General features: G+C 74.6%; 24 protein-coding genes. 16 read left to right on the top strand and 8 right to left on the bottom strand.

From position 1 onward, the window contains the following. Nucleotides 1-250 precede the first annotated feature (250 nt). Nucleotides 251-1,282 (bottom strand): LacI family DNA-binding transcriptional regulator, encoded by a 1,032-nt coding sequence (locus tag ABD335_RS16275; protein ID WP_344323442.1) that lies wholly within the window; start codon nucleotides 1,280-1,282, stop codon nucleotides 251-253. Between the two features lie 178 nt (nucleotides 1,283-1,460). On the opposite strand from ABD335_RS16275, the gene ABD335_RS16270 reads away from it, so the two are divergent. After that, a complete protein-coding gene (locus ABD335_RS16270) occupies nucleotides 1,461-2,645 on the top strand; it encodes a Gfo/Idh/MocA family protein (RefSeq protein WP_344323440.1) in 1,185 nt (394 codons plus the stop codon). Nucleotides 2,646-2,666: 21 nt separating this feature from the next. Here ABD335_RS16270 and lpdA read toward each other — a convergent pair whose 3' ends face one another. Further along, complete coding sequence (gene lpdA / locus ABD335_RS16265; RefSeq protein WP_344323438.1) at nucleotides 2,667-4,064, bottom strand: dihydrolipoyl dehydrogenase; 1,398 nt, start codon at nucleotides 4,062-4,064, stop codon at nucleotides 2,667-2,669. 128 nt (nucleotides 4,065-4,192) lie between these two features. Here lpdA and ABD335_RS16260 point away from each other — a divergent pair, with 128 nt between their 5' ends. Then, nucleotides 4,193-5,074 carry a LysR family transcriptional regulator gene (locus ABD335_RS16260; RefSeq protein WP_344323567.1) on the top strand — a complete coding sequence of 294 codons (882 nt, stop codon included), beginning with the start codon at nucleotides 4,193-4,195 and terminating at the stop codon, nucleotides 5,072-5,074. Nucleotides 5,075-5,119: 45 nt separating this feature from the next. Beyond that, nucleotides 5,120-5,506: a cupin domain-containing protein gene (locus ABD335_RS16255; protein ID WP_344323436.1), complete on the top strand. Its 387-nt coding sequence runs from the start codon at nucleotides 5,120-5,122 to the stop codon at nucleotides 5,504-5,506. A 28-nt stretch (nucleotides 5,507-5,534) separates the two neighbouring features. Here ABD335_RS16255 and ABD335_RS16250 read toward each other — a convergent pair whose 3' ends face one another. Beyond that, nucleotides 5,535-6,473 (bottom strand): MerR family transcriptional regulator, encoded by a 939-nt coding sequence (locus ABD335_RS16250; RefSeq protein ID WP_344323433.1) that lies wholly within the window; start codon nucleotides 6,471-6,473, stop codon nucleotides 5,535-5,537. A gap of 97 nt (nucleotides 6,474-6,570) precedes the next feature. On the opposite strand from ABD335_RS16250, the gene ABD335_RS16245 reads away from it, so the two are divergent. Then, entirely contained in the window at nucleotides 6,571-7,389 is an 819-nt protein-coding gene (locus ABD335_RS16245; protein WP_344323431.1) for an alpha/beta fold hydrolase, read from the top strand. Between the two features lie 36 nt (nucleotides 7,390-7,425). Here the strand turns inward: ABD335_RS16245 and ABD335_RS16240 are convergent, their stop codons facing one another. Then, a complete protein-coding gene (locus ABD335_RS16240) occupies nucleotides 7,426-8,115 on the bottom strand; it encodes an HAD family hydrolase (RefSeq protein ID WP_344323429.1) in 690 nt (229 codons plus the stop codon). Between the two features lie 77 nt (nucleotides 8,116-8,192). Further along, nucleotides 8,193-9,170: a helix-turn-helix transcriptional regulator gene (locus ABD335_RS16235; protein WP_344323427.1), complete on the bottom strand. Its 978-nt coding sequence runs from the start codon at nucleotides 9,168-9,170 to the stop codon at nucleotides 8,193-8,195. Between the two features lie 63 nt (nucleotides 9,171-9,233). Here ABD335_RS16235 and ABD335_RS16230 point away from each other — a divergent pair, with 63 nt between their 5' ends. Further along, nucleotides 9,234-11,510 carry an ATP-binding cassette domain-containing protein gene (locus ABD335_RS16230; protein WP_344323425.1) on the top strand — a complete coding sequence of 759 codons (2,277 nt, stop codon included), beginning with the start codon at nucleotides 9,234-9,236 and terminating at the stop codon, nucleotides 11,508-11,510. Nucleotides 11,511-11,520: 10 nt separating this feature from the next. Here the strand turns inward: ABD335_RS16230 and ABD335_RS16225 are convergent, their stop codons facing one another. Further along, the gene (locus tag ABD335_RS16225; RefSeq protein ID WP_344323422.1) at nucleotides 11,521-12,495 is read right to left on the bottom strand and encodes an RluA family pseudouridine synthase; all 975 of its coding nucleotides are present in this window, start codon (nucleotides 12,493-12,495) and stop codon (nucleotides 11,521-11,523) included. 143 nt (nucleotides 12,496-12,638) lie between these two features. On the opposite strand from ABD335_RS16225, the gene ABD335_RS16220 reads away from it, so the two are divergent. Beyond that, a complete protein-coding gene (locus ABD335_RS16220) occupies nucleotides 12,639-13,223 on the top strand; it encodes a hypothetical protein (protein WP_344323420.1) in 585 nt (194 codons plus the stop codon). Nucleotides 13,224-13,460: 237 nt separating this feature from the next. Here the strand turns inward: ABD335_RS16220 and ABD335_RS16215 are convergent, their stop codons facing one another. After that, a complete protein-coding gene (locus ABD335_RS16215) occupies nucleotides 13,461-13,871 on the bottom strand; it encodes a DUF2267 domain-containing protein (RefSeq protein WP_344323418.1) in 411 nt (136 codons plus the stop codon). Between the two features lie 715 nt (nucleotides 13,872-14,586). On the opposite strand from ABD335_RS16215, the gene ABD335_RS16210 reads away from it, so the two are divergent. The 10 genes from ABD335_RS16210 to ABD335_RS16165 all read left to right on the top strand — a co-directional run bounded on the left by ABD335_RS16210 (nucleotide 14,587) and on the right by ABD335_RS16165 (nucleotide 24,087). After that, nucleotides 14,587-14,961 (top strand): RNA-binding S4 domain-containing protein, encoded by a 375-nt coding sequence (locus ABD335_RS16210; RefSeq protein ID WP_344323416.1) that lies wholly within the window; start codon nucleotides 14,587-14,589, stop codon nucleotides 14,959-14,961. Between the two features lie 494 nt (nucleotides 14,962-15,455). Next, a complete protein-coding gene (locus ABD335_RS16205; protein WP_344323415.1) occupies nucleotides 15,456-17,993 on the top strand; it encodes a sensor histidine kinase in 2,538 nt (845 codons plus the stop codon). After that, nucleotides 17,990-18,424: a roadblock/LC7 domain-containing protein gene (locus ABD335_RS16200; RefSeq protein ID WP_344323412.1), complete on the top strand. Its 435-nt coding sequence runs from the start codon at nucleotides 17,990-17,992 to the stop codon at nucleotides 18,422-18,424. Before ABD335_RS16205 ends, ABD335_RS16200 begins: the two co-directional genes overlap by 4 nt. Nucleotides 18,425-18,441: 17 nt before the next feature. Then, complete coding sequence (locus ABD335_RS16195) at nucleotides 18,442-18,810, top strand: DUF742 domain-containing protein (RefSeq protein ID WP_425583654.1); 369 nt, start codon at nucleotides 18,442-18,444, stop codon at nucleotides 18,808-18,810. Continuing rightward, complete coding sequence (locus ABD335_RS16190; protein ID WP_344323408.1) at nucleotides 18,791-19,384, top strand: GTP-binding protein; 594 nt, start codon at nucleotides 18,791-18,793, stop codon at nucleotides 19,382-19,384. The genes ABD335_RS16195 and ABD335_RS16190 overlap by 20 nt, the downstream gene beginning before the upstream one ends. Before the next feature lie 77 nt (nucleotides 19,385-19,461). Next, on the top strand, nucleotides 19,462-20,589 hold the full coding sequence (locus tag ABD335_RS16185; RefSeq protein ID WP_344323406.1) for an FAD-dependent oxidoreductase: 1,128 nt from the start codon (nucleotides 19,462-19,464) through the stop codon (nucleotides 20,587-20,589). Between the two features lie 120 nt (nucleotides 20,590-20,709). Continuing rightward, nucleotides 20,710-21,615 carry a LysR family transcriptional regulator gene (locus tag ABD335_RS16180; protein ID WP_344323404.1) on the top strand — a complete coding sequence of 302 codons (906 nt, stop codon included), beginning with the start codon at nucleotides 20,710-20,712 and terminating at the stop codon, nucleotides 21,613-21,615. 120 nt (nucleotides 21,616-21,735) lie between these two features. After that, a complete protein-coding gene (locus ABD335_RS16175; RefSeq protein ID WP_344323401.1) occupies nucleotides 21,736-22,320 on the top strand; it encodes a cysteine dioxygenase family protein in 585 nt (194 codons plus the stop codon). Beyond that, nucleotides 22,320-23,450, top strand: a complete 1,131-nt coding sequence (locus tag ABD335_RS16170) for a YeiH family protein (protein WP_344323400.1) — start codon at nucleotides 22,320-22,322, stop codon at nucleotides 23,448-23,450. The genes ABD335_RS16175 and ABD335_RS16170 overlap by 1 nt, the downstream gene beginning before the upstream one ends. A 145-nt stretch (nucleotides 23,451-23,595) precedes the next feature. Continuing rightward, nucleotides 23,596-24,087 (top strand): YflT domain-containing protein, encoded by a 492-nt coding sequence (locus ABD335_RS16165; RefSeq protein ID WP_344323398.1) that lies wholly within the window; start codon nucleotides 23,596-23,598, stop codon nucleotides 24,085-24,087. Nucleotides 24,088-24,180: 93 nt separating this feature from the next. On the opposite strand, the gene ABD335_RS16160 is transcribed toward ABD335_RS16165, so the two are convergent. Next, nucleotides 24,181-24,783 (bottom strand): TetR/AcrR family transcriptional regulator, encoded by a 603-nt coding sequence (locus ABD335_RS16160; protein ID WP_344323396.1) that lies wholly within the window; start codon nucleotides 24,781-24,783, stop codon nucleotides 24,181-24,183. Nucleotides 24,784-24,830 lie beyond the last annotated feature (47 nt).

The raw sequence follows: 24,830 nt of genomic DNA, 5'->3' as shown, positions 1-24,830 counted from the left end.
CGAGCATCGTGGCCCTTCCTCGTCACCTTCGGGATCGCCGTCGGGGTTTCGGCCGGGGGACGGTCGCGGGCGGGTGCCCTCCTTGCAGTGGCCGGAAACCTCCGCGATCCTCTACGGGAACTCGTATGAAATTGTGCATATAGGGCATCCCGTCGCCGGGAGGCCACGGTGTGACGCCCGGCCGCGTGCCGCCATCTCCACCCGATCGCCTCAGGGCCCGCGGCGGCCCCGGACGGCGTGACGGTCGTGCCTACCGCGGCGGGGCCGTGGTGCCGCGGACCTCCAGGACCGGGGTCGACAGGTGGACCTCGGCGGGGCGCCCCGGGTCGGCGATGCGCTCCAGCAGGGAGCGCGCGGCCTGGTGGCCGACGTCGTAGCCGGCGTTGTCGACGGTGGTGAGCCACAGGTGGCGCAGACGCGCGAGGTAGGTGTTGTCGTGGCCGACGAGGGAGAGGTCGCGGGGGACCTCGAAGCCGAGCTCCGCGGCGGCGGTCAGCGCGCCCACGCAGGCGATGTCGTTGTACGCGAAGATCGCGGTGGGACGCTCCCGCCCGCCCAGCAGCCGCACGGCGGCCCGGTAGCCGCCCTCCTCGGTGCCGTCGCTCGGCTCCACCCGCACGGCGTCCGCGAGGCCGTGCGCGCGCATCGCCTCCTCGTAGCCGCCGCGGCGCAGCTCCCCGGCCAGCCCGCGGCCGCCGATGTGCGCGACGGAGCGGTGACCGAGGTCGATGAGGTGCTCGGTGGCCGTCCGGGCGCCGAGCCCGTCGTCGCCCGCGGCGATGTCCACCCGGGGCAGGGCCGGTTCACGGGCGCCCGCCACGACGGTGGGGGTCCGGTCCGCCACCTCGGCCAGGGCGGAGGGGTCCGGGAGGGTGCCGACGGCGACGATGCCGTCGACCCGCAGGTCCACGAAGGTGCGGGTGAGGTCCTCGCCGATGCGGCGGCTGAGGTAGCCGTCGCCCAGCAGGACGTGGAGGCCGTTGGCGCGCAGCATGGTGGTCAGGCCGTCGAGGAGTTCCACGAACCAGGGGTTGCGCAGGTCGTTGAGGAGCACCCCGACCGTGCGGGTGCGCCGTTCGCTGAGGCTGCGCGCGGCGACGTTGGGGCGGTAGCCCAGCTCCTTCATGGCGCGCAGGACGGCCCGCCGCTTCTCGGGCCGCACCTGCGGGGAGCCGCGCAGCACCAGGGAGACCAGGGACTTCGACACCCCCGCGCGCTCGGCGACGCTGCGGATCGTCGGCGGCCTGGAGGGCTCCGCCGGGCGGTCGACCGCGTCAGGCATCTTCCGTACCGCTCTCCGAGCCGCTCCCCGAACCGTTCTCTGGACCGTTCCACGGGCTGCACAGCATGGCCGTCAGCTTGTCATAGGGGTATTGACACGCGTCAAGCGCGGAGATCACAGTTGTGGACGTCGTTTGGACCGGTCCAAAAACGGTCCCCGGAAGAGGAACGGAAACACCATGGGCAGAGCGGTGACCGGCGTCGCGGTGGTCGGGTTCGGCTGGATGGGACGCGCCCACACCCAGGCCTACGCCCGGCTGGGACATCACTTCCCCGAGCTCGGGGTGCGCCCGGAACTGGTCGCGGTCGCGGACGAGGTCCCCGGCCGGGCGGAGGAGGCCGCCGAGCGGTACGGATTCGCCACCGCCGTCCGCGACTGGCGCGAGGTGGCCGCCGATCCGCGGGTGCACGTGGTGAGCATCACCGCCCCGAACTTCCTCCACCGCGAGATCGGTGTCGCCATGGCGCGGGCCGGCAAGCACATCTGGATCGAGAAGCCCGTCGGGCTGACCACCGACGACGCACAGGCGGTCGCCGACGCCGTCGCCGAGGCCGGGCTCCAGAGCGCGGTCGGCTTCAACTACCGCCACGCGCCCGCCGTCTCGGCCGCCCGCGAGATGATCGCCGCCGGCGAGCTGGGCACCGTCACCCATGTGCGCATCCGCCTGTTCAGCGACTACGCCGCGCACCCGGAGTCCGCGCTGACCTGGCGGTACGAGCGCGAGCGCGGCGGCAGCGGCGTCCTGGGCGACCTGGCCTCGCACGGGGTGGACCTGGCCCGTCACCTGGTGGGCGAGATCGAGTCGCTCACCGCCGACACCGCGATCTTCCTGACCCAGCGGGCCCGCCCCACCGGTGCCACCTCCGGCCACGCCCGCGCCGGCGGCGGGGAGATGGGACCGGTGGAGAACGAGGACTACGTCTCCTGCCTGCTGCGCTTCTCCCCCACGGGAGGCGCCCTCACCGGCGCGCGGGGCGTCCTGGAGGCCAGCCGGGTCTCCGTCGGCGAACAGAACAACTACGGCTTCGAGATCCACGGCACCAAGGGCGCGGTGTTCTGGGACTTCCGCCGCATGAACGAACTGGGCGTCAGCACGGGCGGCGCCTACCAGGACCAGTCCGTCAGCACCGTCTACGTCGGCCCGGGCCACGGGCTCTACGCCGCGTTCCAACCCGGCTCGGCCGTCGCCATGGGCTACGACGACCTGAAGGTCATCGAGGCGTACCACTTCCTGCGGTCCGTCGCCGAGGGCACCCCGCACGGCGCCACCCTGGCGGACGCCGTCCACAGCGCCGCCGCCCTGGACGCCATGGCCCGCTCGGCCGAGACCGGCTCCTGGGTCTCCCCCGACACCGGGCGCTGACCGCGCGGGCGGGCCGGGGCCTCACCACTGGTGCAGACCCCGCCCCGCCAGGGTCAGGAACGCCTCGCCGACCGCCTCCGAGAGGGTGGGGTGGGCGTGAATGTGGCGGGCCACGTCGGCCGGCTCGGCGTCCCAGCCGACGACGAGCTGCCCTTCCGCGATCATCTCCGAGACGTTGGGACCCACCAGGTGCACGCCCAGCACCGGGCCGGACGGCTCGGCGACGATCTTCACCATGCCGCCCTGCCCGTGCACCATGCCCTTGGCGACGGCGGTCAGCGGCACCGTGTTGGTCACCGGGTCGACGCCGCGGGCGCGGGCCTGCTCCTCCGTCAGGCCCACCGAGGCGGTCTGCGGGCCGGAGTACGTCACGCGCGGGACGGCCGCGTGGTCCAGGACGGGCGTGGCCAGGCCCGCCAGCGTCTCGGCGACGAGCAGCCCCTCGGCGAAGGAGGCGTGCGCCAGTCCGGGCGACGGCGGCGGCAGCAGGTCGCCGACGACGTGGACGCCGGGGACGGCGGTCTCCAACCGCGACCAGTCGGCCGGGGCGACGAAGCCGCGCTCGTCCGTGGCGAGTCCGGCGGCGGCGAGGTTCAGCCCGTCGGTGACCGGAACACGGCCGACCGCGACCAGCAGCCGCTCCGCCTCCCGGGTCACGGTTTCGCCGCGCGCGGTGCGGACGGTGGCGCGCACTCCCCCGTGGCGCACGCCGGCGTCCAGCAGTCGGGCGCCCGTCAGCACCTCGATGCCGCGCTTCCGCAACCCCCGGGCCAGGTGGCGGCCGACATCGGCGTCCTCCAGGGGAAGCAGCCGGTCGGCCGCCTCCACGACGGTGACCTCGGCGCCGAGGGAACGGTGGAGGGAGGCGTACTCCACCCCGATGGCGCCTCCGCCCAGCACCAGGACCGAGCCGGGCGGGCCGGGCGCGAACAGGGCCTCGTCGCTGGTCACGATCCGCTCGCCGTCGGGTTCCAGACCCGGGAGCGTCCGGGGCCTGGAGCCCGTGGCCAGGACGACGCCCCGGCGCGCGGTGAACTCCTCGCTCCCCACTCGAACGGTGCGCGCCCCGGTCAGTTCGGCGCTGCCGCGCGCCACGCGCACGCCGGCACGGGACAGGTGGCCCTCCACGCCCCGGTGGTTGCGGGAGACGATGTCGTCGCGGGTCGCCGTCAGCGCGGCCCAGTCGACGGATTCCACGGTGGCCTTCACGCCCCACCGTTCGCGGGCCTCGGCGATGCCGTCCACCAGTTCGGCCGCGTGGAGCATCGCCTTGCTGGGGACGCAGCCGCGGTGCAGGCACGTGCCGCCGACCAGGCCGCGTTCGGCGAGGACGGTGTCGAGTCCGAGGGCGGCGGCGCGCAGGGCGGTGCTGTAGCCGCCCGTGCCGCCGCCGATGACGATCACGTCCGTCTCGTTCATGCCCCGACTCTCCACCCCCGGAAGGCGTGACGTCCAAGGCAATAATCTTGCGGGGGTCATGAACTTCCTTCATGGCCGCAGGGTGCCGTGGGGGCGTTCCGGGGAGGGTGGCCGTGAGTCTCCGTCAGATGGAGTACTTCCTCACCGTGGTGGAGGAGTCCTCCTTCACCCGCGCCGCCGAGTTGCTGCACGTCACGCAGTCGGCGCTCTCGCACCAGATCAGGGCGCTGGAACGGGAGGTCGGCGGCCCCCTGCTGGAGCGGCTGCCGCGCGGGGTGCGGCCGACGCCGATGGGCCGGGCCTTCCTGCCGCACGCCGAACGCGCCGTCCGCAGCGCCGCGCAGGCCCGCCGGGCGGCACGGGCCGCGGCCGGCGCGGAGGGCGGGGAGTTGCACGTGGCCACCGTGCACGCGATCGCCGTCGGGCTGCTGCCGGAGGTCTTCGCCCGCTGGGGCCGCGAGCACGGCGGCGTGCGGCTCGTCCTGCACGAGTACGCCACCGTCGAGGAGTTGCGCGACCGCTTGGAGCGCGGCGTCGCCGACCTGGCCGTCGGCTATCGGCCCGAGGCGTGGCCGGGGCCGGTGGTGGACGTGGGCGAGGAGGAGATCGTCGTGGTCCTGCCCCACGACGACCCGCTGGCCGGACGCGAGACCGTGGCACTGACCGAACTCGCCGGGCGGCCGTGGGTGCGCTGCGCGATGGAACCCGTGGTCGACGGCCGGCTCCTGCTGGACGTCGCCTGCGAGCGGGCCGGGTTCGTCCCCCGCACGGTGGTGCGCACCGAGCACACCTCGACCGCGGTCCGGATGGCCGCGGTGGGCACGGGCATCACGCTGGTCCCCTCCCACGTCACCACGGGTGTGGAGTGCGTCACCGCGCGCCTGGCCCCGCCCTGGCGCCGCGCGGTGACGGTGTTCTCCCGCGTCCCCCTCACGGGCGCGGCGGCGGTCTTCGTCGACCTGGTGCGGCGGCGGTCCGGGGCGCCGGCTCCGGGCCCGTGCGCGGTGTGAGGGCGGCGACCGCGCCTCCGCCCCCGGCTGCTAGCGTCCGCGACCATGGACGACGTGTACGTGGGCAACGCGGGCAAGGACGCGGCACTGGACCGGGGCTGGCTCCTCGGGCACTTCAAGGACCCCGACGACCCCCGGCACAGCGAGGACGTGGAGATCAAGTGGGGCGTCCATCCGCGCGGCGACCGGCGGGCGCGGTGGGTGCGCGGCGAGCGGCGGACGGCCCTGCTGGTCCTGATCAGCGGCCGCTTCCGGATGGAGTTCCCCGGCCACGACGTCGTGCTGGAGCGGCAGGGCGACTACGTGGTGTGGGGCCGCGGCGTCGACCACTCCTGGTACGCGGAGGAGGAGTCGGTGGTCCTGACGGTCCGGTGGCCGTCCGTCCCCGGCTACGCGGTGCCGCTCGGGGACGGGGAGCCGCGGCCGTCCTGACCGGAGACCCCGGCGGGCGGGGCGGCCGTCAGGCGGTCGAGGTCGAGCGGGCGACCTGGGCGTCCAGGGCGGCGCACAGCCAGTCGTGGGCGGTGCCGGGGTTCGGTTCCGGCACGCCGGACGGCGGGGTGGTCAGCTCGGTGGTGAGCTGCCAGTAGCGGTCGATGCGGGGGTCCGCGGCGAGCTGTTCGGCGAGCCGGCGGCGGAAGGCGGGGGTGTCGCGCGTGCCGCGCGAGCGCGCGTAGACGGAGACGAAGCAGTCGAGCGCCTCCCCCTGGCGCGGTGCCCGCCGCGCCCGCATCTCCGCCGCCGCCAGCGCGTAGGCCTCGGTGAGGCCCTCGTAGAGCACGGCCGGACGGTAGCCCTCGCCGGGCCGGTGCGCCGCGGGTTGGCCCCTGTCGGAGTCCCCCGAGCAGGGGGTGGAGACGAGGGCGTGCAACCGGGCGAAGGCCAGCACCTGGGCCGGGGTCGGGTCCGCGGGCGGCTGTGGGACGGTCTGTTCGAGGATCGCGGAGACCAGCCGGGCCGGGAGCCGCGGGGGCAGCCAGCGCCTCCAGAACCGTGCCGGCGCGGCCGTGCTGGGCGGGATGGTCACGGATCCGATCAGGAGCAGCCGGTCGGCCCGCTCCTCGGGGGCACAGTCCCGCAGCAGGTGGAGGGCGGCCTCCCGCCAGCGCAGGGCGGTCAGTTGCGAGCCGACCTCCCGCAGCCGCTCCGCGACGACGTCCTCCAGCGCGCCCTCCTTCTCCAGGACCCGGCCCACCTCCGGGACCGGCAGGTCGAGCGTGCGCAGCGAGCGGATCAGGCGGAGCCGGTCGAGCGCCTCGGGCCCGTACCGGCGGTGGCCCCCGGCGCTGCGGACGGTCTCGGGCAGCAGCCCGCGGTCGGAGTAGAAGCGGACGGTCTTGACGGTGACGCCCGCCCGCTCGGCGAGTTCCCCGATGCTCCACGTGCCGTCAGGTGACAAGGCTTGAACCTCCCTCAGGGGGAGTTCCTACCGTACCGGGGACCGCGGACGGTCCACCCGGCCGGCCGCGTCGACCGACGTGTGCGAGGAGGCGTTCATGACCGCGTTCGTTCTGGTGGCAGGGGGCCATGCCGGCGGCTGGGTGTGGGACGAGGTGGTCGCCCGGCTGTGGCGGTCGGGGGCCGAGGCCTACCCGGCGACGCTCACCGGCCTGGGCGACCGCCGGCACCTGGCGGGCCCCGACACGGACCTGGAGACACACATCGAGGACCTGGTCCAGCTGATCGACCACGTGGCCGCGCCGGAGGTGGTGCTGGTCGGCCACTGCTACGGCATCTATCCGGTCGTGGGCGCCGCCGACCGGCGCCCGGAACGGGTCTCCCGGGTCGTGTACCTGGACTCGCCCCTGCCGCAGGACGGCCACTCGATGCTCGACCAGGTGAGGGCGGAGATGACGGACCAGGAGACCCGCGAGCGGTTGCTGGGCCAGGTCGAGCGGGCCGAGGAGGGATGGCGGATTCCCCCGCCGTCGCCGGCGGAGTGGCGCCGGTGGGGCAATCTCGTCGGCGTGTCCGAGGACGCGTTCGCCCGGTTGGCCCGCCTCGCCGCGCCCCATCCGCTGGCCACCCAGACCCAGCCGCTCGGGCTGTCGGGAGCGGTCGACGAACTGCCGCTGTCCGGGATCTTCTGCACCGCCGGCGGCGGGACGACCATCGCCATGGTCGAGGCCCTGGTGGCGACGGGGAACCCGCGCTTCCAGGCGCTCGCCGAGCCCCGCGCCGGGTTCTTCGAGCTGGACACCGGGCACTGGCCGATGCTCTCCGCGCCCGACGAGCTGGTCGAGGTGCTGTTCCGGGCCGCCGCGGGAGAAGGGCACCGGCTGGCCGCCGACCGCCGGGTTCCGTCCGGCGGGTGACGCCCGGGCCGTCGGAACGCGGGCCGTGCTCCCGGCTCAGTCCCGGCCGGGAGCACGGCCCAGCGGGCTGTCGTCGAGGCGGGCGAGCAGATCGGCGGGGTTCTCGTACACCTCCGCGGCGCCCGCCTCCAGCAGCTCCTGCCGGGTCAGCCCGCCGGAGAGCACGCCCAGGCAGGGCACGCCCGCCCGCTCGCACGCGGCCACGTCCCACACGGTGTCGCCCACGAAGACGGCCCTGTCCGGGGGGACGTCCGCGTGGGCGAGCGCGGAGGTCACGAGGTCGGGCGCCGGTTTGCTGGCCTCCACGTCGTCGGAGCTGGTCGCGGCGGCCACCGCCTCGTCCGCGCCCACCGCCCGCCGCATCGCCTCCAGTTCGTCGCCGTGCGCCGAGCTGGCCAGCACGACCGTCCAGCCGCGGTCGGCACAGGCCCGCAGCAGGTCGGCGGCGCCGTCCAGCGGGGCCAGGCGCGGCCAGTACTCCGCGTACAAGGTCCGGTGGGCGGCGCTGACGGACGCGGCCTCCTCCGGGTCGTGGTCCTCGCCGAGGAACCGCTTGAGGAGTTGGTCGCTGCCCATGCCGATCGTCCGGTGGATCCGGGACATGGGCACCCGGCGTCCGGACTGCCGCAGCGCCTCCCACCAGGCCACGGTGTGGAGGTAGGTGGTGTCCACCAGGGTGCCGTCCACGTCGAAGATCGCGGCCCCTCGCGTCCCGTCACGGCTCATCCGCAGTCCTTCCGCCGGTGTGCTCCCCGTTCGTGCTTCCCGGGTACCCGGCGGTTCCACGGCCATGGGCGCCCGGGTCACCCGTCCGCCGCACGGGCGATCCGCCGGGCGAGGACACGGGAGTACTCGACCAGCTCGGGCGGGCCCTCGACGGTGTAGGGCACCCCGACCATGGCGAGCGTGATGGCGAGCCACTCCCAGGAGTCGGCGGCCGTGACGTACCGGCAGGTGCGCTCGTCGAGCGCCTCCAGCGAGCCGGTCTCCGCCATCAGCCGCTCGGAGACGACCTCCACGGGCGCGTCGAAGCGCACCACGCCCCGGTGCCGGGTGATGGGCAGTCGGGCGGACGCCCGGACGAAGCCCACCGCGCCGTCCGCCGGCAGCTCGCGCGGGGCGAAGGTGGTGCCCGGCACGGTCGGATCGGTGATCCGGTCGATGCGGAAGGTGCGCCAGTCCCGGCGGTCCAGGTCCCAGCCGAGCAGGTACCAGCGCCTGCCCAGCAGCACCTGACGGTAGGGCTCGACCCGGCGCTCGCTGCGCTCGCCCGCCCGGCTGGTGTACGTGAACCGCACGTCCTGGCGGGCGTGCGCGGCCGCGCCCAGCAGGTGGAGGGTGCGCAGGTCCGGCGAGGGCACGGTCCGGGAGACGACCTCGGTGGAGGCCAGCACCGCCTCCATCCGGTGGCGCAGCCGGGAGGGGAGGACCTGCTCCAGCTTGCGCAGGGCGGCCTCCGCCGCGCCGGCGGCGTCCTCGGTCCGCGCCGACGCGGCGAGCCGCAGGCCCACCACGACGGCGACCGCCTCCTCGTCGGTGAGCAGCAGCGGCGGCATGGCCCGGCCCGCCACGAGCCGGTAGCCGCCGCCCGGTCCGGGCGAGGAGACCACCGGGTACCCCAGGTCCCGCAGGCGGTCGACGTCCCGCCGCAGGGTGCGCGGCGAGGTGCCCAGCCGGGCGACCAACTCGGCGCCCGGCCAGGCGCGTCCGGTCTGGAGCAGGGAGAGCAGCTCCAGCATCCGTCCGCTCGGTCCGCCCGTCCCGCCCGTCGTCTCGCCCATGCCTCCGAGCCTGCCAGGGAATGCGGCCGGAATCCGACCGCGTCCCCTCCTAGCGTCGGCGGCATGGCACAGGACCACATCCGCGTCACCGGAGCCCGCGAGCACAATCTCAGGGGCGTCACCGTCGAGATCCCCAAGCGCCGGCTGACGGTCGTCACCGGCGTGTCCGGGTCGGGCAAGTCGTCGCTGGTGTTCGACACCGTCGCCGCCGAGTCGCAGCGGCAGCTCAACGAGACCTTCACCTCCTTCGTGCGCAACCGGCTGCCCCGCTACGGCCGGCCCGACGTGGACTCCATCGAGAACCTGTCGGCCGCGATCGTGGTGGACCAGAGGCGGCTGAGCGGCGGAGCGCGCTCCACCGTCGGCACCATCACCGACATCCACGCCCTGATGCGGCTGCTGTGGTCGCGGGCGGGCCGGCCGGCCGTGGGCCCCTCCAACGCGCTCTCCTTCAACGACCCGCAGGGCATGTGCCCCGGGTGCTCGGGCCTGGGCACGGTGCGCGGCGTCGACCTGGACGAGCTCCTCGACCGCCGCCTCTCCCTCAACGAGGGCGCCATCCGCTTCCCGACCTTCCACGTCGGCGGGTGGATGTGGCGCACCTACGCCGACTCCGGACTGTTCGACAACGACAAGCCGCTGGCCGACTACACCCCCGAGGAGTGGCACGCGCTCCTCCACGGCGCCGACGCGACCGTGCGCCTGACCGGCCAGGGCGGGACGGTGCCGACGAAGTACGAGGGGCTGCTGGAGCGCTTCACCCGGATCTGGCTGCCCAAGGACGCCGCGTCGCTCAAGGGGCGCACCCGGGAGGCGTTCGAGCGGGTGGTCACCGAGCGGGTCTGCCCGACGTGCGACGGCGCCCGGCTCTCCCCCAGGGCCCTCTCCTGCCGGCTGGGCGGACGCACCATCGCCGAGTGCGCGGCGATGGAGGCCGAGGAGCTGGCGGAGTTCCTGCGCGGTCTGGAGGTGTCCGACGGCGCGCCGGTGGTCGCCTCGCTGCTCGCCCAGGTGGAGCGGCTGGTCGCGATCGGGCTGGGCTACCTCACCCTGGACCGGCCCACCTCGACGCTGTCCGGCGGGGAGTCCCAGCGGGTGAGGATGGTCCGCCACCTGGGCAGCGCCCTGACCGACATGACGTACATCCTGGACGAGCCCAGCGTCGGCCTGCACCCGGCGGACGTGGACCGGCTCGTCGACATGCTGCGCGAGCTGCGGGACAAGGGGAACACCGTCGTGGTCGTCGAGCACGACCCGGACGTGATCGCCGCCGCCGACCACGTCGTCGACATGGGTCCCGGAGCCGGCGAGGACGGCGGCGAGGTCGTCCACCAGGGCGACGTGGCCGGGCTGGCCGCCTCCGGCACCCTCACCGGCCGGTGCCTGGGGAACCGGCTCCGGCTCGGGGCCGCGCCCCGCGAGCCGAAGGGTTTCGCGGAGATCCGCGGTGCCGTCCGGAACAACCTGCGGGGCGTGGACGCGGACTTCCCCCACGGCGTGCTGACGGTGGTGACCGGGGTCGCCGGGTCGGGCAAGAGCACGCTGGTGCACGGCTTCCTGCCCGGGGTGTGTCCGGACGCCGTCCTGGTGGACCAGAGCCCGATCCGCGCCTCCCGCCGCTCCAGCCCGGCCACCTACACCGGCGTCCTGGACCCGATCCGCGCCCTGTTCGCCGCCGAGAACGGCGTGAGCGCCTCGCTGTTCAGCCCCAACTCCGAGGGCGCGTGCGGGCGGTGCGACGGCCTGGGGACGATCTACACGGACCTGGCCTTCATGGACCCGATGGTGAGCCTGTGCGAGGAGTGCCGGGGCCGTCGGTTCACCGACGAGGCGCTGCGGTACCGCTGCCGCGGACTCGCCATCGCCGACGTGTTCGAGCTCAGCGCGCGGGAGGCCGTGGAGGTCTTCCCCGAGCCCCGCGTCGGCGGGGTGCTGCGGCGGCTGGTGGACGTCGGGCTGGGGTACCTGCCGCTGGGCCAGCCGCTGAACACCCTCTCGGGCGGGGAGCGGCAGCGGCTGAGGCTGGCCGACGCGCTCGACCGGCCCGACCGCACCTACGTCTTCGACGAGCCCACCACCGGTCTCCACCCCTCGGACGTGGCCGGTCTGCTCGCCCTGTTCGACCGGCTCGTCGAGGCCGGCGGCACGGTCGTCGTCATCGAGCACAACCTGGAGGTGATCGCCCGGGCGGACTGGATCGTCGACCTGGGACCGGGGCCGGGGCGCCACGGCGGGCGGGTGATCTTCCAGGGGACTCCCGAGGAGCTGCTGCGGGTCCCGGACGCGGTCTCGGCCACCGCACGCCACCTGCGCCGGGCCGTGGGCCGACCGGACGGGTGAGGCGGCGGGCTCACCGCGCCGGCGGGGCGTCCCCGGCCGGCTCCTCCCCGGCCCACTCCCGGTGGGAGGTCCAGGCCGCCAGGGTGCGGCGGCTCTCGAACCGGCGGGCGCGGCCGGTGAGCGGGTCGGTGAACTCCAGTGTCCGGGCGAGCAGTTGCAGGGGGCGGCGGAAGTCGTCCGGGGCGCGCTCGACGACGGTCGGGTAGACCGGGTCGCCCAGGATGGGAACGCCCAGGCCGCTCATGTGCAGACGCAGTTGGTGGGTGCGGCCGGTGAGCGGCACCAGCCGGTAGCGGCCGATTCCGTCGCGGTGTTCGAGGAGCTCGATCCGGCTCTCGCTGTTGGGCTCCCCGGGCACCTCCCGCGCGGCGATGACGCCGCGCTCCTTGACGATCCGGTTGCGCACCGTGCGGGGCAGCTCCAGCTCCGGGTCGTACGGCGCCACGGCCTCGTACTCCTTGCGCACCCGCCGGTCCCGGAAGAGGTTCTGGTAGGCCGCGCGGTGCTCGGGGCGGACGGTGAACATCACCACGCCCGCGGTGAGCCGGTCCAGCCGGTGGGCCGGGCTGAGCGTGGGCAGCCCCAGGTCCCGGCGGAGCCGCGCCAGGGCGGTCTCGGTGACGTGCCGGCCGCGCGGGGTGGTGGCCAGGAAGTGCGGTTTGTCCACGACGACCAGGGCGTCGTCGCGGTGCAGGACGTCCAGGGCGTACGGCACCGGCACCTCCGGGAGCAGCTCCCGGTGGAACCACAGGTACGCGCCCGGCGCGTACGGGGCGCCGGGGGCGACCGGGCCGTCCGTGCCCCAGACCCGGCCCTCGCGCAGCATGGCGTCGACCCGCCCGGGGTCCACCGCGGGCGACAGCCGGTCGACCAGGTGGTCCCGGACGGTCGCCCAGGCGCCGGCGGCGGGCAGCCTGAGGCGGACCGGGTCTATCCCGTGCCGCTGGGGCAGGGGGGAGGGAGGTACCGCGCGTCTGTTCCTCATCGCGGGGCCCAAGCCTAGACGCCGTCCCCGGATCGCTCCCGCCGCGGACGGCCCGGCGCGGACGTCCCGGTGTTCGGCCCGCCCCGCGGCCGTGCGGGCGCCGCCTAGGATCGTGACTGCTCGCACACGTCCTGGAGGTGCCGGTGTCTCCCGAGACCCCTCGTGTCCTGACCGATCTCGACGGCCTGGTCGCCGGGGCGTCCCCGGAGCAGGGCGGCGCCCTGTGGCGGCTGGCCGAGTCGGGCCGGCAGCTCGACGCCAACCTGGTGCGCCTTCCTCCGGGGGCGTCCGTGGGCGAGCACGTCGAGAACGACCTGGACGTCCTGCTGCTCGTGGTCGACGGCGGCGGGGAGATCGAGGACGGCGCGGGCGGGCGGACGGCGCTCGCGCCCAAGGCCCTGGTGTGGCTGCCGCGCACCTCGCGGCGGGCGCTGCGGGCGGGCCCGGAGGGGCTGGTCTACCTGACCGTCCACCGTCGGCGGCCGGGCATGACCGTCCGCGGCCTCGCGTCCGCCGGGCGGCGGGAGCCCGTCGGGAACGTGGAGGTCGGGGCCGGGATCGGGGCGGAGATCGGGTCGGGGACCGGGAACGCGGAGGGGTCCGAGGGCGGCGAGGCGCCGTGCCTGATGAACCGGGTCTGCCCGGCGTGCGGCCGGTTGAACGAGCGGGCGGACGCCGCCGTCTGCGAGCGGTGCGGCGAACCGCTGCCGACCGGCCCGGAGGCCTGATCCGGACGCCTGCTGCGGACGTCTGCCTCGGACGCCTGCTGCGGACGCCGTCAGGCGCGTCCGCAGCCGTAGAGGAGCAGCAGCAGGACGGCCGTGCCGACCAGGCTGAGGAGCAGCGAGCCGAGACACCCGGCCCGGTTGGAGAAGAAGACGAACACGGTCACCGTCTCCGGGGTCGTCGTACGGGCGCTCCGGCCTCGGCCGGACCACCGGGACGGTGACGGGCACCGTCCGGGATCACGCGTGCCCCGAGCTGCCGGAGAAAAGCATCCGGGCGAGTTCCTCGTCCAGAGTGGGGCGGATCTTCGCCGAGCACGTTCCGCCGGTGGCCTCGTCGACGACCTCGATCACGCACCGGGCCTCGTGGACGGCCTTGGGCCTGTCGGTGGAGGCGCGGCGCGCGACGCGGTCGAAGAACTCCTGGGTGCTCATCCGCGTGCCGGTGTTGGGTTCGTCCGGCGCCTGCGCCACCCTGCGCAGGTGCTCACCCACCTCGCGTGGGAGTTGGGCGGCCAGTTTCTCCGCCACCGTCGCCGGGACGCGTTCCGCGAGGGTCTCCAGGCTGGCGCGGGTGGCGGTCTCGGCGGCGCCGGGGTCGCTCAGTCGGGCACGGGCCTGGACCTGTCCGAGGAAGGTGTCGTACCGCATGGTTCCTCGTCCCTTCGTCGGTCCCTTCTTCGCTGACCAGGCCCCGGTACCCGGGCCCGGGGGCGAAAAACCGCCGGGGCGCCCCGGCCCACGGCCGTCCGGGCCGGTCCGCACGGCCGCCGCGCACGGCTCCGAACGGCGCGGGACGGCTCGGCACGGGACGGCTCGGCACGGTTCGAGACGGCCGTCCGGCCCCGGCGGAGGAGACACCGGGGCCGGACGTGGAACCGGTTCGCCGGCGCGCCCTCATCGCGCCGGCGAACCGGGTGTTCCCGACCGGGACTCCAGGCGCGGCGAGTCTCCGGACGGGCAGTCGGGGCCGAGGACGGGCGGCGGCTTCCGGTGGCCGACGCCCTGGGCGACCTCGTCGATCCACGGCCCGCGCCCGGCGATGGCGGCGGTTTCGGCCGCCACGGGCACCCCTGTTCCGCGTCCGTGCACGTGAATCGGCTCCTGACGTGAGCGGCTCGGCGGAGACGCCCCCGCGGACCGGCCCGACGGTCTGGTGGGAGCGCTCCCAGTTCCGTGCCCGACCTTCCCTCCGTCCGAGCCGCACGTCAAGACCCCGCGCTCCGGTTTTTCACGCCGTCGCCCTCGGCCCGCCGCCCCCGCCCGGTCCGCCGTTGCCGGGGCGAAGGGTGAAGCACCTCCCGGCGCTCGGCCGTCCGGCCCGCGCGCCCGCCACCCGGAACGCCCCTCCTCTAGAGTCGGGGGTATGGCTTCAGACGAGGGGAGCGTGCGGATCGACAGCTGGATCTGGTCCGTCCGGCTCACCAAGACACGTTCGGCGGCCGCCGCCGCCTGTCGCGGCGGCCATGTCCGCGTCAACGGGGAACGAGCGAAGCCGGCCCAGCCGGTGCGCCCCGGCGACGAGGTGCGACTGCGCCACCTCGGCCGGGAGAGGATCGTCGTCGTCAAGCGCCTGGTGCGCAAGCGGGTCGGCGCGGCGATCGCGGCGGAGTGCTTCGTCGACAACAGTCCGCCCCCGCCGCCGCCCGAGTACGTCGCCCCGGTCGCCCGGCGCGAGCGCGGCGCCGGACGGCCGACCAAGCGGGAGCGGCGCGAGATCGAGCGGCTGCGCGGTCGCTGACGCCGTCGTACGGCCGGTGCGGGCCCGCGGGGACACGTGTCCCCGCGGGCCCGCACCGGCCGTCTCCTTCTCCCGGTCCGCCGGGCGCGAACGGCGATTCGCGGACGGGAAGACCGACTCGGCACCGGAGCCCGGGGCACCGCGGTCGCCGGATTCCCACCTGGGGGCGCACGCCCTCCCCCGCGCTCCATCATGGCCGAAATCAGTCGCCTCCGAGAGGCGCATCCCGGCGGGTTTCCACCGTACGGTCACCACCCGCACCAGTTGTCCAACTGCCAACCACTTTGCCGGGCGCCGGCTGTCACGCCGTCGGAAGACCGAGAGAACACGCCTGGTGACGCCGCGTCAGGGGTGTCGTCGGGGGGAGGCGACAGGGGGCGAATCGGACCCCCCGCCTGTTTTCTTTCGCCAGACCATATGACTAACATCGCCACCATCCTTCACGCCGCCCTCACCAGCGGCGACCCACCACCGTGATCCACTGCTGGGGAGAGATGGCGCTGCGCACACGTGTGCCCGGACGACGACAGGAACGTACGACGAGCCGCTCGCTCAAACTTGGCTCGTTCCGAACGGCCCTGCTCATCCTGGCCGTCATCCCCAGCCTCGCCCTGATCACCCTCTGGGCGGCCAGTACCGTGGAACTCGGGCGGGACTGGCGTACGCAGAAGGACGAGAAGGCGCTCGCCGCCCAGGCCGGCACCCCGTCCAACAAGCTCTACTTCAACCTCCAGGAGGAGCGGCGGCTCAGCGCCCAGCTGCTGGCCCGCCCCGACGACGCCTCCCGCGCCGCCCTGAGGGAACAGCGCGCCCGGACCGACGAGGCCCTGGACGCCTTCCTCTCCCTCTCCGACATCGACGCCCCCGGCGCGCCCGAGGAGTTGCGGGAGGTCGTCGCCCTCGCGCGCGACGACATGCGGCGGATCGACGACATCCGCGAGGCCGTCGACGGCGGGACCGCCACCCAGACGCAGGCGTTCCGCTACTTCACCGAGCTGATCGCCGTCGACCTGCGGCTCTTCGAGACGCTGAGCCGCTCGGAGAACAGCGAGGTCACGGCCCGGGCCAGAACCCTGATCGACCTGTTCTGGGCCAAGGAGATGCTCGCCCGCCAGGACGCCATGCTCGCCCGGGGCTGGAGAACGCTACGGCTCACCGAGGGCGAACACGACTCCCTCACCGAGTGGATCGGCGCCCAGCAGGTCATGCTGGAGAGCAGGATCGAGCCCCACCTGCCCCCCGAGGACCGCGCGCTCTACCGCGAGATGGTCACCAGCCGCGCCTGGCAGACCAAGGACGACGTGGAGCGGGCCCTGCTGGGCGCCCACGCCCACGACGGCAGCTCCGGCGTCCCCCTGCCCCGGGTGGAGAAGGAGTGGCGGCAGACCGTCGACACCCTCGACCCGTACTTCCAGAAGCTGATCACCAGCCGCACCATCGACATCCACCAGGTCGGCCAGGCCACGCTCGACGCCCTGCTGGGCCGGCTGATCACCCTCGGCGCCATCGGCCTGGGCGCGGTCCTGTTGGTCGTCGCGCTCAACGTGTGGATCGCCACCGTCCTGCGGCGGCGGATCTCCTCCCTGCGCGAGGAGGCCCGGGAACTGGTGACCAAGCTGCCCGAGGTCGTCGAACGCCTGCGCCGCGGCGAGACCGTGGACGTCGACGCCGAGGTGCGCGAGATCGGCCACGGCAACGACGAGTTGGGCCGGCTCGGCCAGGCGCTCGACCTGGCGCGCCGCAGCGCCGTCGAGACCGCCGTGCGGGAGACCGAGCAGCACCGCGGCTTCGAGCGCCTGCTCCAGCGCATCGCCCGCCGCACCCAGTTGCTCATCGGCCTCCAGATGAAGAAGCTCGACGAGATGGAGCGCCGCCACGAGGACCCGGAGGTGCTGGAGGGCCTGTTCGACCTCGACCACCTGACGGCCCGTCTGCGCCGCTACGAGGAGAACCTCGTCATCCTCGGCGGCGGCCAGCCGCAGCGGCGCTGGCGCAAGCCCGTCAAGATGCTGGACGTGCTCCGCGCCGCGCTGGGCGAGGTGCAGGACTACCGCCGCATCCAGATCGAGGTCGACGGCCGGCACTGGGTGATCGGCCGCGCCGTGGGCCCGGTGGTGCACGTACTGGCCGAGCTGATGGAGAACGCCGCCGCGTTCTCCAAACCGCCGACCCCCGTCGAGGTGCGGGCCGGCAGGATCGGGCGGGACCTGGTCGTGGAGATCGAGGACCGCGGCCTGGGCATGGAGCCCGAGATGTACGAGGAGCTCAACCGGTTCGTCGCCGAACCGCCCCAGATGGACATGCTCTCCCGCGCCGACGACGCCCGCCTGGGCATGTACGTGGTCGCCCGGCTCGCCTCCGGGCTGGGCCTGGGGGTGGAGTTCCGGCCGTCCGTGTTCGGCGGCACCCGGGCGGTCGTGCGCATCCCCGCGGAGCTGGTCGCGGACGCCCCCGACCCGGCCGACGAGCCCCGGAAGGAGACCCGTACGCGCGGCCGGGCCGGCGCGCGCGAGGACCACGCGGGCCGTGGGAACGGCGAGGGCCCGGAGAACCGCGAGACCCCGACCGCGTCCGGCGGGGAGTCCCGCACGGCGCTGCCCGTCCGGTCCCGTGGCCGGGCGATGTCCTCGGTCGTCCCCTCACCCGTCGGGCGGTCGTCGGCTCCCGCCGGACGGGCCGGGACGGGGTCCACCGAGGCCGCGCACGACGGCGCGGTCTCCCCCGGCGGCGGAGAGGAGGCGGCGGGCGGGCACCCCGACGGCGCGGACGCGTCCGCGCCGCTGCCCAAGCGGGTCCGTCAGGCCAGCCTCGCCCCCGAGCTGAGGAAGCCCGTCCGGCGGTCCGACGCCGGGGCGTCCGACGAGGACACGCTCACCCTGCGTCAGGAGCCCACGCGTTCCGGCGCGACCATCGGTGCCTTCCAGCGACAGTCCCGCATCGCCCGGCAACGACAGGCCGCTTCCGACGCCACTCCCCCGACCGGCGGCAGCACGCCGGGCCACAGCCGACCCTCTACGGAAGACCGAACATGACACAGCGAACCACCGCCACCAACCAAGACCTGGACTGGCTGCTGGACGGTCTGGTCGAGCAGGTGCCGGGGACCCGGCACGCCATCGTCCTGTCCGACGACGGGCTGGTCGTCAGTCAGTCCGGCACGATCGAGCGCACCGACGCCGAGCGTCTGGCCGCCGTGGCCACCGCCCAGCAGAGCCTCGCCCGCGGGGTCGACGAGCTGTTCGACGGCGGTCCGGTGCAGCAGGTCATCGTGGAGCTGGCCCATCTGTGGCTGTTCGTCACGGCCGCGGGGAGGGGCACCCACCTGGCCGTCGTGGCCTCCCAGGACGTGGACGCCGAGGTGATGGCCGTCGCCATGCACACCCTCGTCCAGCAGGTCGGCCAGAAGCTGGGCACCGAGCCCCGGACCGGCGCCTCGGCCACGGACGGGGGTGGACGTGGGTGAGCCACTGGACGGACCACCTGGAGTCCGATGACGCCGAGGACTCGCTGGTCCGGCCGTACACCATCACCCGCGGTCGCACCGCTCCCCAGCGCGACGACCTCACCCTGATCACGGTGGTGACGACGGTCGAGCCCGAGGACGGCCGGGCCGCCGCACGGCGACTGGAGCCGGAGCACCGGGCCATTCTGGAGCAGTGCCGCACGCCGGCCGCCGTGGCGGAGATCGCCGCGGAGCTGGACCTGCCCGTGTCCGTGACGAAGATCCTGATCGGCGACCTGGTGTCGCTCGGCAGGGTGACGATCCGTCCGCCGCTGGCGGCCGAACAACGTGGGGGATTGAACGTGGAACTTCTGCAGGCGGTGAGGGATGGGCTCCAGAGACTCTGACGGCACGACGGGCCCGGTGGCCGTCAAGATCCTGATCGCCGGCGGCTTCGGGGTGGGGAAGACCACCATGGTCGGCGCGGTCAGCGAGGTGGAGCCGCTGCGCACCGAGGAGTACCTGACCGAGGCCAGCGTGGGGGTCGACGACACCGGTGGGCTGGCGTCGAAGTCCACCACCACCGTGGCCCTCGACTTCGGCCGGATCACCATCAATCCCGAGCTGGTGGTCTACCTCTTCGGCACCCCGGGCCAGGAGCGCTTCTGGTTCATGTGGAACGACCTGGTCAACGGCGCCCTGGGCGCGGTCGTCCTGGTCGACACCCGGCGGTTGGAGGTCAGCTTCGCCTCCATCGACTTCTTCGAGAGCCGGGGCATTCCCTTCGTGGTGGGGGTCAACTGCTTCCACGGCCGCTGCGAGCGGACCGTGGAGGAGGTCCGCGACGCCCTCGACCTCGACCCGGGCGTCCCGCTGCTGATGGGGGACGTCCGGAGGCAGGAGGTGGGCCGGGATCTGCTGCTGGCCCTGATCGACCTCCTGATGTCCCAGGCCGCGCCGGTCGGCGCGCCCTCGGCCTGACCCCGCGCCACCACCCCGCCCACACCGGATCGTTCGGAGAGTCCCGGGAGCCCCCGGGACACCCCGGAAAGGAAGCCATGTCCTCGGCCCGAAGCGTCCTCATCGTCGGAGGCGGCACCTCCGGAAACTCGCTCGCCGTCCTGCTGCGCCGCGCCGGCGTCGAGGTCGACCTCGTCGAGGTCTCCTCGGACTGGAACGTCCACGGCTCCGGGATCACCCTCCAGGGCAACGCGCTGCGGGTGCTGCGCGAGGTGGGGGTGTGGGAGCGGATACGGGAGAGGGGCTTCGGCTTCGACGCCCTGGGGATGATCGCCCCGGACGGCACGGTGCTGCACGTCGCCGAGGACCTCCGCACCGGCGGCGACGACCTGCCCGCCACCCTGGGCATGCGGCGTCCCGAACTCCAGCGCGTCCTGATCGAGGCGGTGCGCGCCTCCGGTGCCCGCGTCCGGCTGGGCTGCTCCGTCGAGTCCCTGGAGCAGGACGGGGACGGGGTCGACGTCCGCCTCACCGACGGCACCTCGGGCCGGTACGACCTGGTGGTGGCCGCCGACGGCCTGAACTCCGCCACCCGCGCGGCGATCGGCGTCCCCGACGAACCCGAGCCCACCGGCATGGGCATCTGGCGCGTGACCGCCCCGCGCCCGGCGGGCGTGGAGCGCACCGACCTGGCCTACGGCGGTCCCGCCTACATCGCCGGCTACTGCCCCACCGGCGAGGACTCCCTCTACGCCTACCTCGTCGAACCGGCCCGCGACCGGGCCGCCGTCCCCCCGGAGTCCCACGCCGAGGAGATGCGCCGCCTGGCCGCGGGCTACGGCGGCCACTGGACGGAGATCCGCGACTCCATCACGGACTCCTCCCAGGTCAACTACACCTGGTTCCACCGCCTCCTGGTCGAGGGGCCGTGGCACCGCGGCCGGGTCGTCCTCGTCGGGGACGCCGCCCACGCCTGCCCGCCCACCCTCGCCCAGGGCGCGGCGATGTCCCTGGAGGACGCGCTCGTCCTGGCGGAACTGCTCACCACCCACGACGCCTGGGACGACGCGCTGCTGACCCGCTACCGGGACCGGCGCGTGCCGCGCGTGCGCATGGTCGTGGAGAACTCCGTGCGGCTCGGCGCCTGGCTGATGGAGGGCGCCCGGGACGCGGACGCGCCGGGGCTGATCGGCCGGACCATGGCCGCGCTCGCCGAACGTCCCTGAGAACCCTCCGGCCCGCCCGCTCCGCCGGGACGCCGGGACACCGGGACACCGGGACACCGGGACACCGGAGGACCGGAAACGACCCCTCGGTGTTCCCCAACTTCCGTTTATCGTTCCGCCATGTTCGATTCGCGGCACATACGGACCTTCCACGAGGTGGTCCGTACCGGTTCGTACTCGGCGGCGGCGCGGGCCCTGGGCTACACGCAACCGGCCATCACCCAGCAGATGAAGGCGCTGGAGCGGGCCGTGGGCACGCCGCTGTTCCTGCGGGTCGGACGGCGGATGCGGCTCACCGAGGCGGGCGAGGCGCTGTCCCGGCACGCCGCCGTGATCCTGGACAGCATGGCCGCCGCCCGGCAGCAGATGGCGGCGCTCACCAGGCTGCGCGCGGGACGGGTGCGGGTGTGCGCGTTCCCCAGCGCCGGGGCCACGCTGGTGCCGGAGGCGCTGGCGCGGCTGGCCGCCGACCACCCCGGCGTGCGGGTGGAGTTGCAGGAGAGCGAGCCGCCCGAGTCGCTGGACCGCGTGGTGCGCGGTGAGTGCGACATCGCCCTGGCCTTCACCTATCCCGGGTTGCGCGAGCAGGTGCCCGAGGAGTTGGTGGAGGTCCCGCTCCTGGAGGACCAGCTCACCGTGCTGATGCCGGCCGGGCACCCCATGGCGCGGCGGCGGGCGGTCCGTCTCGCGGAACTGACGGACGAGCGCTGGATCGCCGGGTGCCTGCGGTGCCGCACCAACTTCCTGCACGAGTGCGCGGAGCTGGGCTTCGCTCCGGACATCGTCTTCACCACCGACGACAACCTCATGGTGCAGAGCCTGGTGGCCGAGGGGCTCGGCATCGCCATGATGCCGGGGCTGGTGCTGTCCTTCCTGGTGCACCGGAAGGTGACCGGACGGCCCCTGGAGCCGGCGGCGCGGCGGCAGGTCTCCGCGTACGCGCTCCGCGAGCACCTGCGGATACCGGCCACCGCGCTGGTGCTGGAGGAGCTGAAGGCGGTGGCCGCGAACCGGGTCGGCTGCTGAGGACGGCCGCCGACCGTTCCGTCCCCGCTCCCTCGCCCGCACCGATCCATAAGCGGAATTCAGGGGTTGGCGAACGAACCGTCGTTGGACGTGATGGAACGGCGGCGTCAGGCTGCCCCCATGGCTGCTGTGACCCCCTCCTCCATCGCCCCCGCCACCGGCCCGCGGACGACCGGCCGTCTCGCCCGCCTCGTCGAGGAGATCCGCGAGGTCGTGGGACGGGGGCTGCCGCCGGACCTCACCGCGTACCTGGTCGGCGAGCGGCTGGCGCCCCACCTGGGCGCCGCGGACCTGCTCGCCGACGAGCACCGCGAGGGCGACCCCGGGCGCTACCGCCAGCACCTGCTGCACGCCGAGGCCGACGGCGGCTTCTCGATCGTCGCCCTGGTCTGGCTGCCGGGGCAGAGCACCTCCGTCCACGACCACGTCTCCTGGTGCGTCACCGGGGTCCACGAGGGCGAGGAGCACGAGCGCCGCTACCGGCTGCTGCCCGCCGCGGAACCGGGCGGGCGAGCCCGGCTGGTCGCCGCCGAGGACGTGGTGAACCGGCAGGGCTCGGTGTGCGGTTTCGCGCCGCCCGGGGACATCCACCGGGTGTGGAACGGCGGCTCGCGCACGGCCGTCTCCCTCCACGTCTACGGCGCGGACGTCTCCCGCCTGGGCAGCAGCGTCCGCCGGGTCTACGACCTGCCGGCCGACCGCTGATGGCGCTGCTCGGGGCGCGTCCGGAACGGCGCGCCGGGAACGGCCCGACGGCGGTCGGCGGTCGCGTGGGCGGCGGGAGCGGCCCCCGCCGCGGATCCGTCCCCGGCGGGCGGCCGGTGCCCGCCGCGCTGCCCGGGCTCGCGCTCGCCGGGTGCGGCACCGCCGCGGCCTGGGCCGTCCACCTGCTGCTGCCGGGCGTCCCGGTGCTGACCGTGGCGGTCGCCCTGGGCGTCGCCGCTGCGCACCTGCCGCGCGTGGGACGCCTCGTGGCGGGTGCCGGCCGTCCGGGCCTGACCCTGGCGGGGAGGCGGCTGATGCGGGTGGGGGTGGTCCTGCTGGGGCTGGAGCTGGGCCTGGGCGACGTGTTGGGACTGGGCTGGGCGACCGTCGGCATGGTCCTGGCGGTGGTGACGGCGACCTTCTGCGGCACGCTGTGGCTGGGGCGCCGGCTCGGACTGCCCGGCGATCAGCCGCTGCTGGTCGCCGCGGGCTACGCGATCTGCGGCGCCTCCGCGATCGGCGCCGTCGGGGAGGCGCGCGGCAGCGACGAGCGGGACACGGCCGTCTCCGTCGCGCTGGTGACCCTGTGCGGCACGCTGGCCATCGCCGTCCTGCCGCTGCTGCACCATCCGCTCGGTCTGGACGCCTCCGGTTTCGGCCGCTGGGTCGGGGCCGGGGTGCACGACGTGGGGCAGGTGGTGGCGACCGCGCAGACCGCCGGACCGGTCGCGCTGCGCGAGGCGGTCGTGGTGAAGCTGATGCGGGTGCTGCTGCTGGCGCCGCTGGTCGCCGCGGTGGCGGTGGCGGCCCGGCGAGGCGGAGGGCTTGGACGGCGGGAGGGGGGCCGGACCACGGGTGGCGCCGGGCGGCGCCCGCCGCTGGTTCCGCTGTTCGTGGCCGGGTTCCTGGCGGCGGTCGCCGTGCGCACCGCCGGTCTGCTCCCGCCCGGTGTGCTCGACGCCGCCGCGACCGTCAGGGAAATCGTCCTGGCCACCGCCCTCGTGGGCCTGGGCACCGCCGTCCACCTCCCCTCCCTCGCCCGCTCGGGCGCCCGTCCGGCCCTGCTCGGAGCCGGGGCCTGGGTGGTCGTCGCGGGGGTGTCCTACGCCGGGGTCCTCCTCACCGCCTGAGCGTGCCGGGGACGTTCCGGGGCCCGCCGGGGCCGGGCCGTTGCGGCACCGGCCCCACGGGGCCGTCTCCGTCCCCTTCCGCTCATAAAGCCGCATCCGCCGGGCAGGCGGGCAGTAGCGCGCATGCACGGAAGGAGCACGCGATATGGCCAATATCGATCCGAACCCCCCGAACCCGATCAGCGACGCCTGGAACACGGTGGCCAGCTTCTCCGCCTACCCCGAGGCCCAGGCCGCGGTCGACCGGCTCTCCGACGAGAAGTTCCCCGTGGAGCACATCGACATCGTCGGGTCCGACCTGCGTCTGGTCGAGCGCGTCACCGGGCGGATGACCAAGGGCCGCGCGGCCGGTCTCGGCGCTGCCAGCGGCGCCTGGTTCGGCCTGTTCATCGGCCTGTTGGTGGGCCTGTTCACCACCGGCCCCGCCTGGCTCGGGCTGATCCTCGGCGGCGTCCTCATCGGCGCGCTGTGGGGAGCGATCTTCGGCTTCGTCGGCCACGCGGCGACCGGGGGACGCCGTGACTTCTCCTCCGTCCAGTCCCTGGCCGCCGCCCGCTACGACGTCATCGTGCGCGGCGGGCTCGCCGACCAGGCCCGGGGCATCCTCCAGCGCGAGGGCCTGACCGGGACCGCCTGAGACCTCGAACCCCGGGCCCGGCGGACCGGCCGAACCTCCTCGGGGACGCCGTGCGGCGGCCCGGCGCCTCGGCCGGCGTGGCCGGTCGGAACGTCAGGCGCCGATGCCGGCCAGGACGGTACGGGCCAGGGCCGCCGCGAACTCCTCCACCGGCTGCTCGGGGCGCTCGCCCCCCGGAAAGTCGTAGAGGAAGGCGCGCTGCGCGCAGGCCCCCAGCAGAAGGGCCGCCGCCGCGTCGGTGTCGGCGTCGGGCCGGACGCGGCCCGCGTCGCGCTCGGCCCGCAGATACGCCGAGAGCGCCGAGAGGGGCTTGCGGGGACCGGTGCCCAGCTCGCGCATCATGGCGTGGTGGCGCTTCAGCAACCGGGGGTCGGCGTACAGGGACGCGGCGATCGGGAAGCTGGACTCGTAGAACAGCGCGGCGCGCCGGGCGATCTCGGCGAGGTTCTCCTCGACGCTCCGCTCCCCCGGATCGGCCTCCAACTCCCGCAGCAGGGGGCCCAGGCGGGGCAGTCGCTCCTCCAGCACGTGGACGAACAACTCCTCCTTGCTCGCGAAGTACTTGTAGAGCGCCGCCTCCGAGCAGCCCGCTGCGCGGGCGATCTCCTTGGTGGTGGTGTGGGCGAGCCCGATGGTGCGCATCAGCCGTTCGGCCGCGTCGAGGATCCGGTTCCGCGTTGACACTGGGGTGAGCATTCACTCACCCTAGCGGTGAGTGAATGCTCACCAACATGGGAGGGACG

It is taken from the genome of Streptomyces macrosporus (assembly GCF_039533145.1).
In the GTDB taxonomy this organism is placed as follows: domain Bacteria; phylum Actinomycetota; class Actinomycetes; order Streptomycetales; family Streptomycetaceae; genus Streptomyces; species Streptomyces macrosporus.
This window is presented reverse-complemented; position numbering and strand designations above follow the sequence as displayed.

What these genes read in the sequence shown, in the direction of transcription:
- ABD335_RS16255 (WP_344323436.1), top strand. Translation starts at nt 5,120, where the DNA reads ATGGACGACGTGTACGTGGGCAACGCGGGCAAGGACGCGGCACTGGAC.
- ABD335_RS16275 (WP_344323442.1), bottom strand. Translation starts at nt 1,282, where the DNA reads ATGCCTGACGCGGTCGACCGCCCGGCGGAGCCCTCCAGGCCGCCGACG.
- ABD335_RS16210 (WP_344323416.1), top strand. Translation starts at nt 14,587, where the DNA reads ATGGCTTCAGACGAGGGGAGCGTGCGGATCGACAGCTGGATCTGGTCC.
- ABD335_RS16160 (WP_344323396.1), bottom strand. Translation starts at nt 24,783, where the DNA reads ATGCTCACCCCAGTGTCAACGCGGAACCGGATCCTCGACGCGGCCGAA.
- ABD335_RS16185 (WP_344323406.1), top strand. Translation starts at nt 19,462, where the DNA reads ATGTCCTCGGCCCGAAGCGTCCTCATCGTCGGAGGCGGCACCTCCGGA.
- ABD335_RS16215 (WP_344323418.1), bottom strand. Translation starts at nt 13,871, where the DNA reads ATGCGGTACGACACCTTCCTCGGACAGGTCCAGGCCCGTGCCCGACTG.
- lpdA (WP_344323438.1), bottom strand. Translation starts at nt 4,064, where the DNA reads ATGAACGAGACGGACGTGATCGTCATCGGCGGCGGCACGGGCGGCTAC.
- ABD335_RS16205 (WP_344323415.1), top strand. Translation starts at nt 15,456, where the DNA reads ATGGCGCTGCGCACACGTGTGCCCGGACGACGACAGGAACGTACGACG.
- ABD335_RS16170 (WP_344323400.1), top strand. Translation starts at nt 22,320, where the DNA reads ATGGCGCTGCTCGGGGCGCGTCCGGAACGGCGCGCCGGGAACGGCCCG.
- ABD335_RS16270 (WP_344323440.1), top strand. Translation starts at nt 1,461, where the DNA reads ATGGGCAGAGCGGTGACCGGCGTCGCGGTGGTCGGGTTCGGCTGGATG.
- ABD335_RS16230 (WP_344323425.1), top strand. Translation starts at nt 9,234, where the DNA reads ATGGCACAGGACCACATCCGCGTCACCGGAGCCCGCGAGCACAATCTC.
- ABD335_RS16240 (WP_344323429.1), bottom strand. Translation starts at nt 8,115, where the DNA reads ATGAGCCGTGACGGGACGCGAGGGGCCGCGATCTTCGACGTGGACGGC.
- ABD335_RS16225 (WP_344323422.1), bottom strand. Translation starts at nt 12,495, where the DNA reads ATGAGGAACAGACGCGCGGTACCTCCCTCCCCCCTGCCCCAGCGGCAC.
- ABD335_RS16200 (WP_344323412.1), top strand. Translation starts at nt 17,990, where the DNA reads ATGACACAGCGAACCACCGCCACCAACCAAGACCTGGACTGGCTGCTG.
- ABD335_RS16235 (WP_344323427.1), bottom strand. Translation starts at nt 9,170, where the DNA reads ATGGGCGAGACGACGGGCGGGACGGGCGGACCGAGCGGACGGATGCTG.
- ABD335_RS16180 (WP_344323404.1), top strand. Translation starts at nt 20,710, where the DNA reads ATGTTCGATTCGCGGCACATACGGACCTTCCACGAGGTGGTCCGTACC.
- ABD335_RS16175 (WP_344323401.1), top strand. Translation starts at nt 21,736, where the DNA reads ATGGCTGCTGTGACCCCCTCCTCCATCGCCCCCGCCACCGGCCCGCGG.
- ABD335_RS16165 (WP_344323398.1), top strand. Translation starts at nt 23,596, where the DNA reads ATGGCCAATATCGATCCGAACCCCCCGAACCCGATCAGCGACGCCTGG.
- ABD335_RS16260 (WP_344323567.1), top strand. Translation starts at nt 4,193, where the DNA reads ATGGAGTACTTCCTCACCGTGGTGGAGGAGTCCTCCTTCACCCGCGCC.
- ABD335_RS16245 (WP_344323431.1), top strand. Translation starts at nt 6,571, where the DNA reads ATGACCGCGTTCGTTCTGGTGGCAGGGGGCCATGCCGGCGGCTGGGTG.
- ABD335_RS16190 (WP_344323408.1), top strand. Translation starts at nt 18,791, where the DNA reads ATGGGCTCCAGAGACTCTGACGGCACGACGGGCCCGGTGGCCGTCAAG.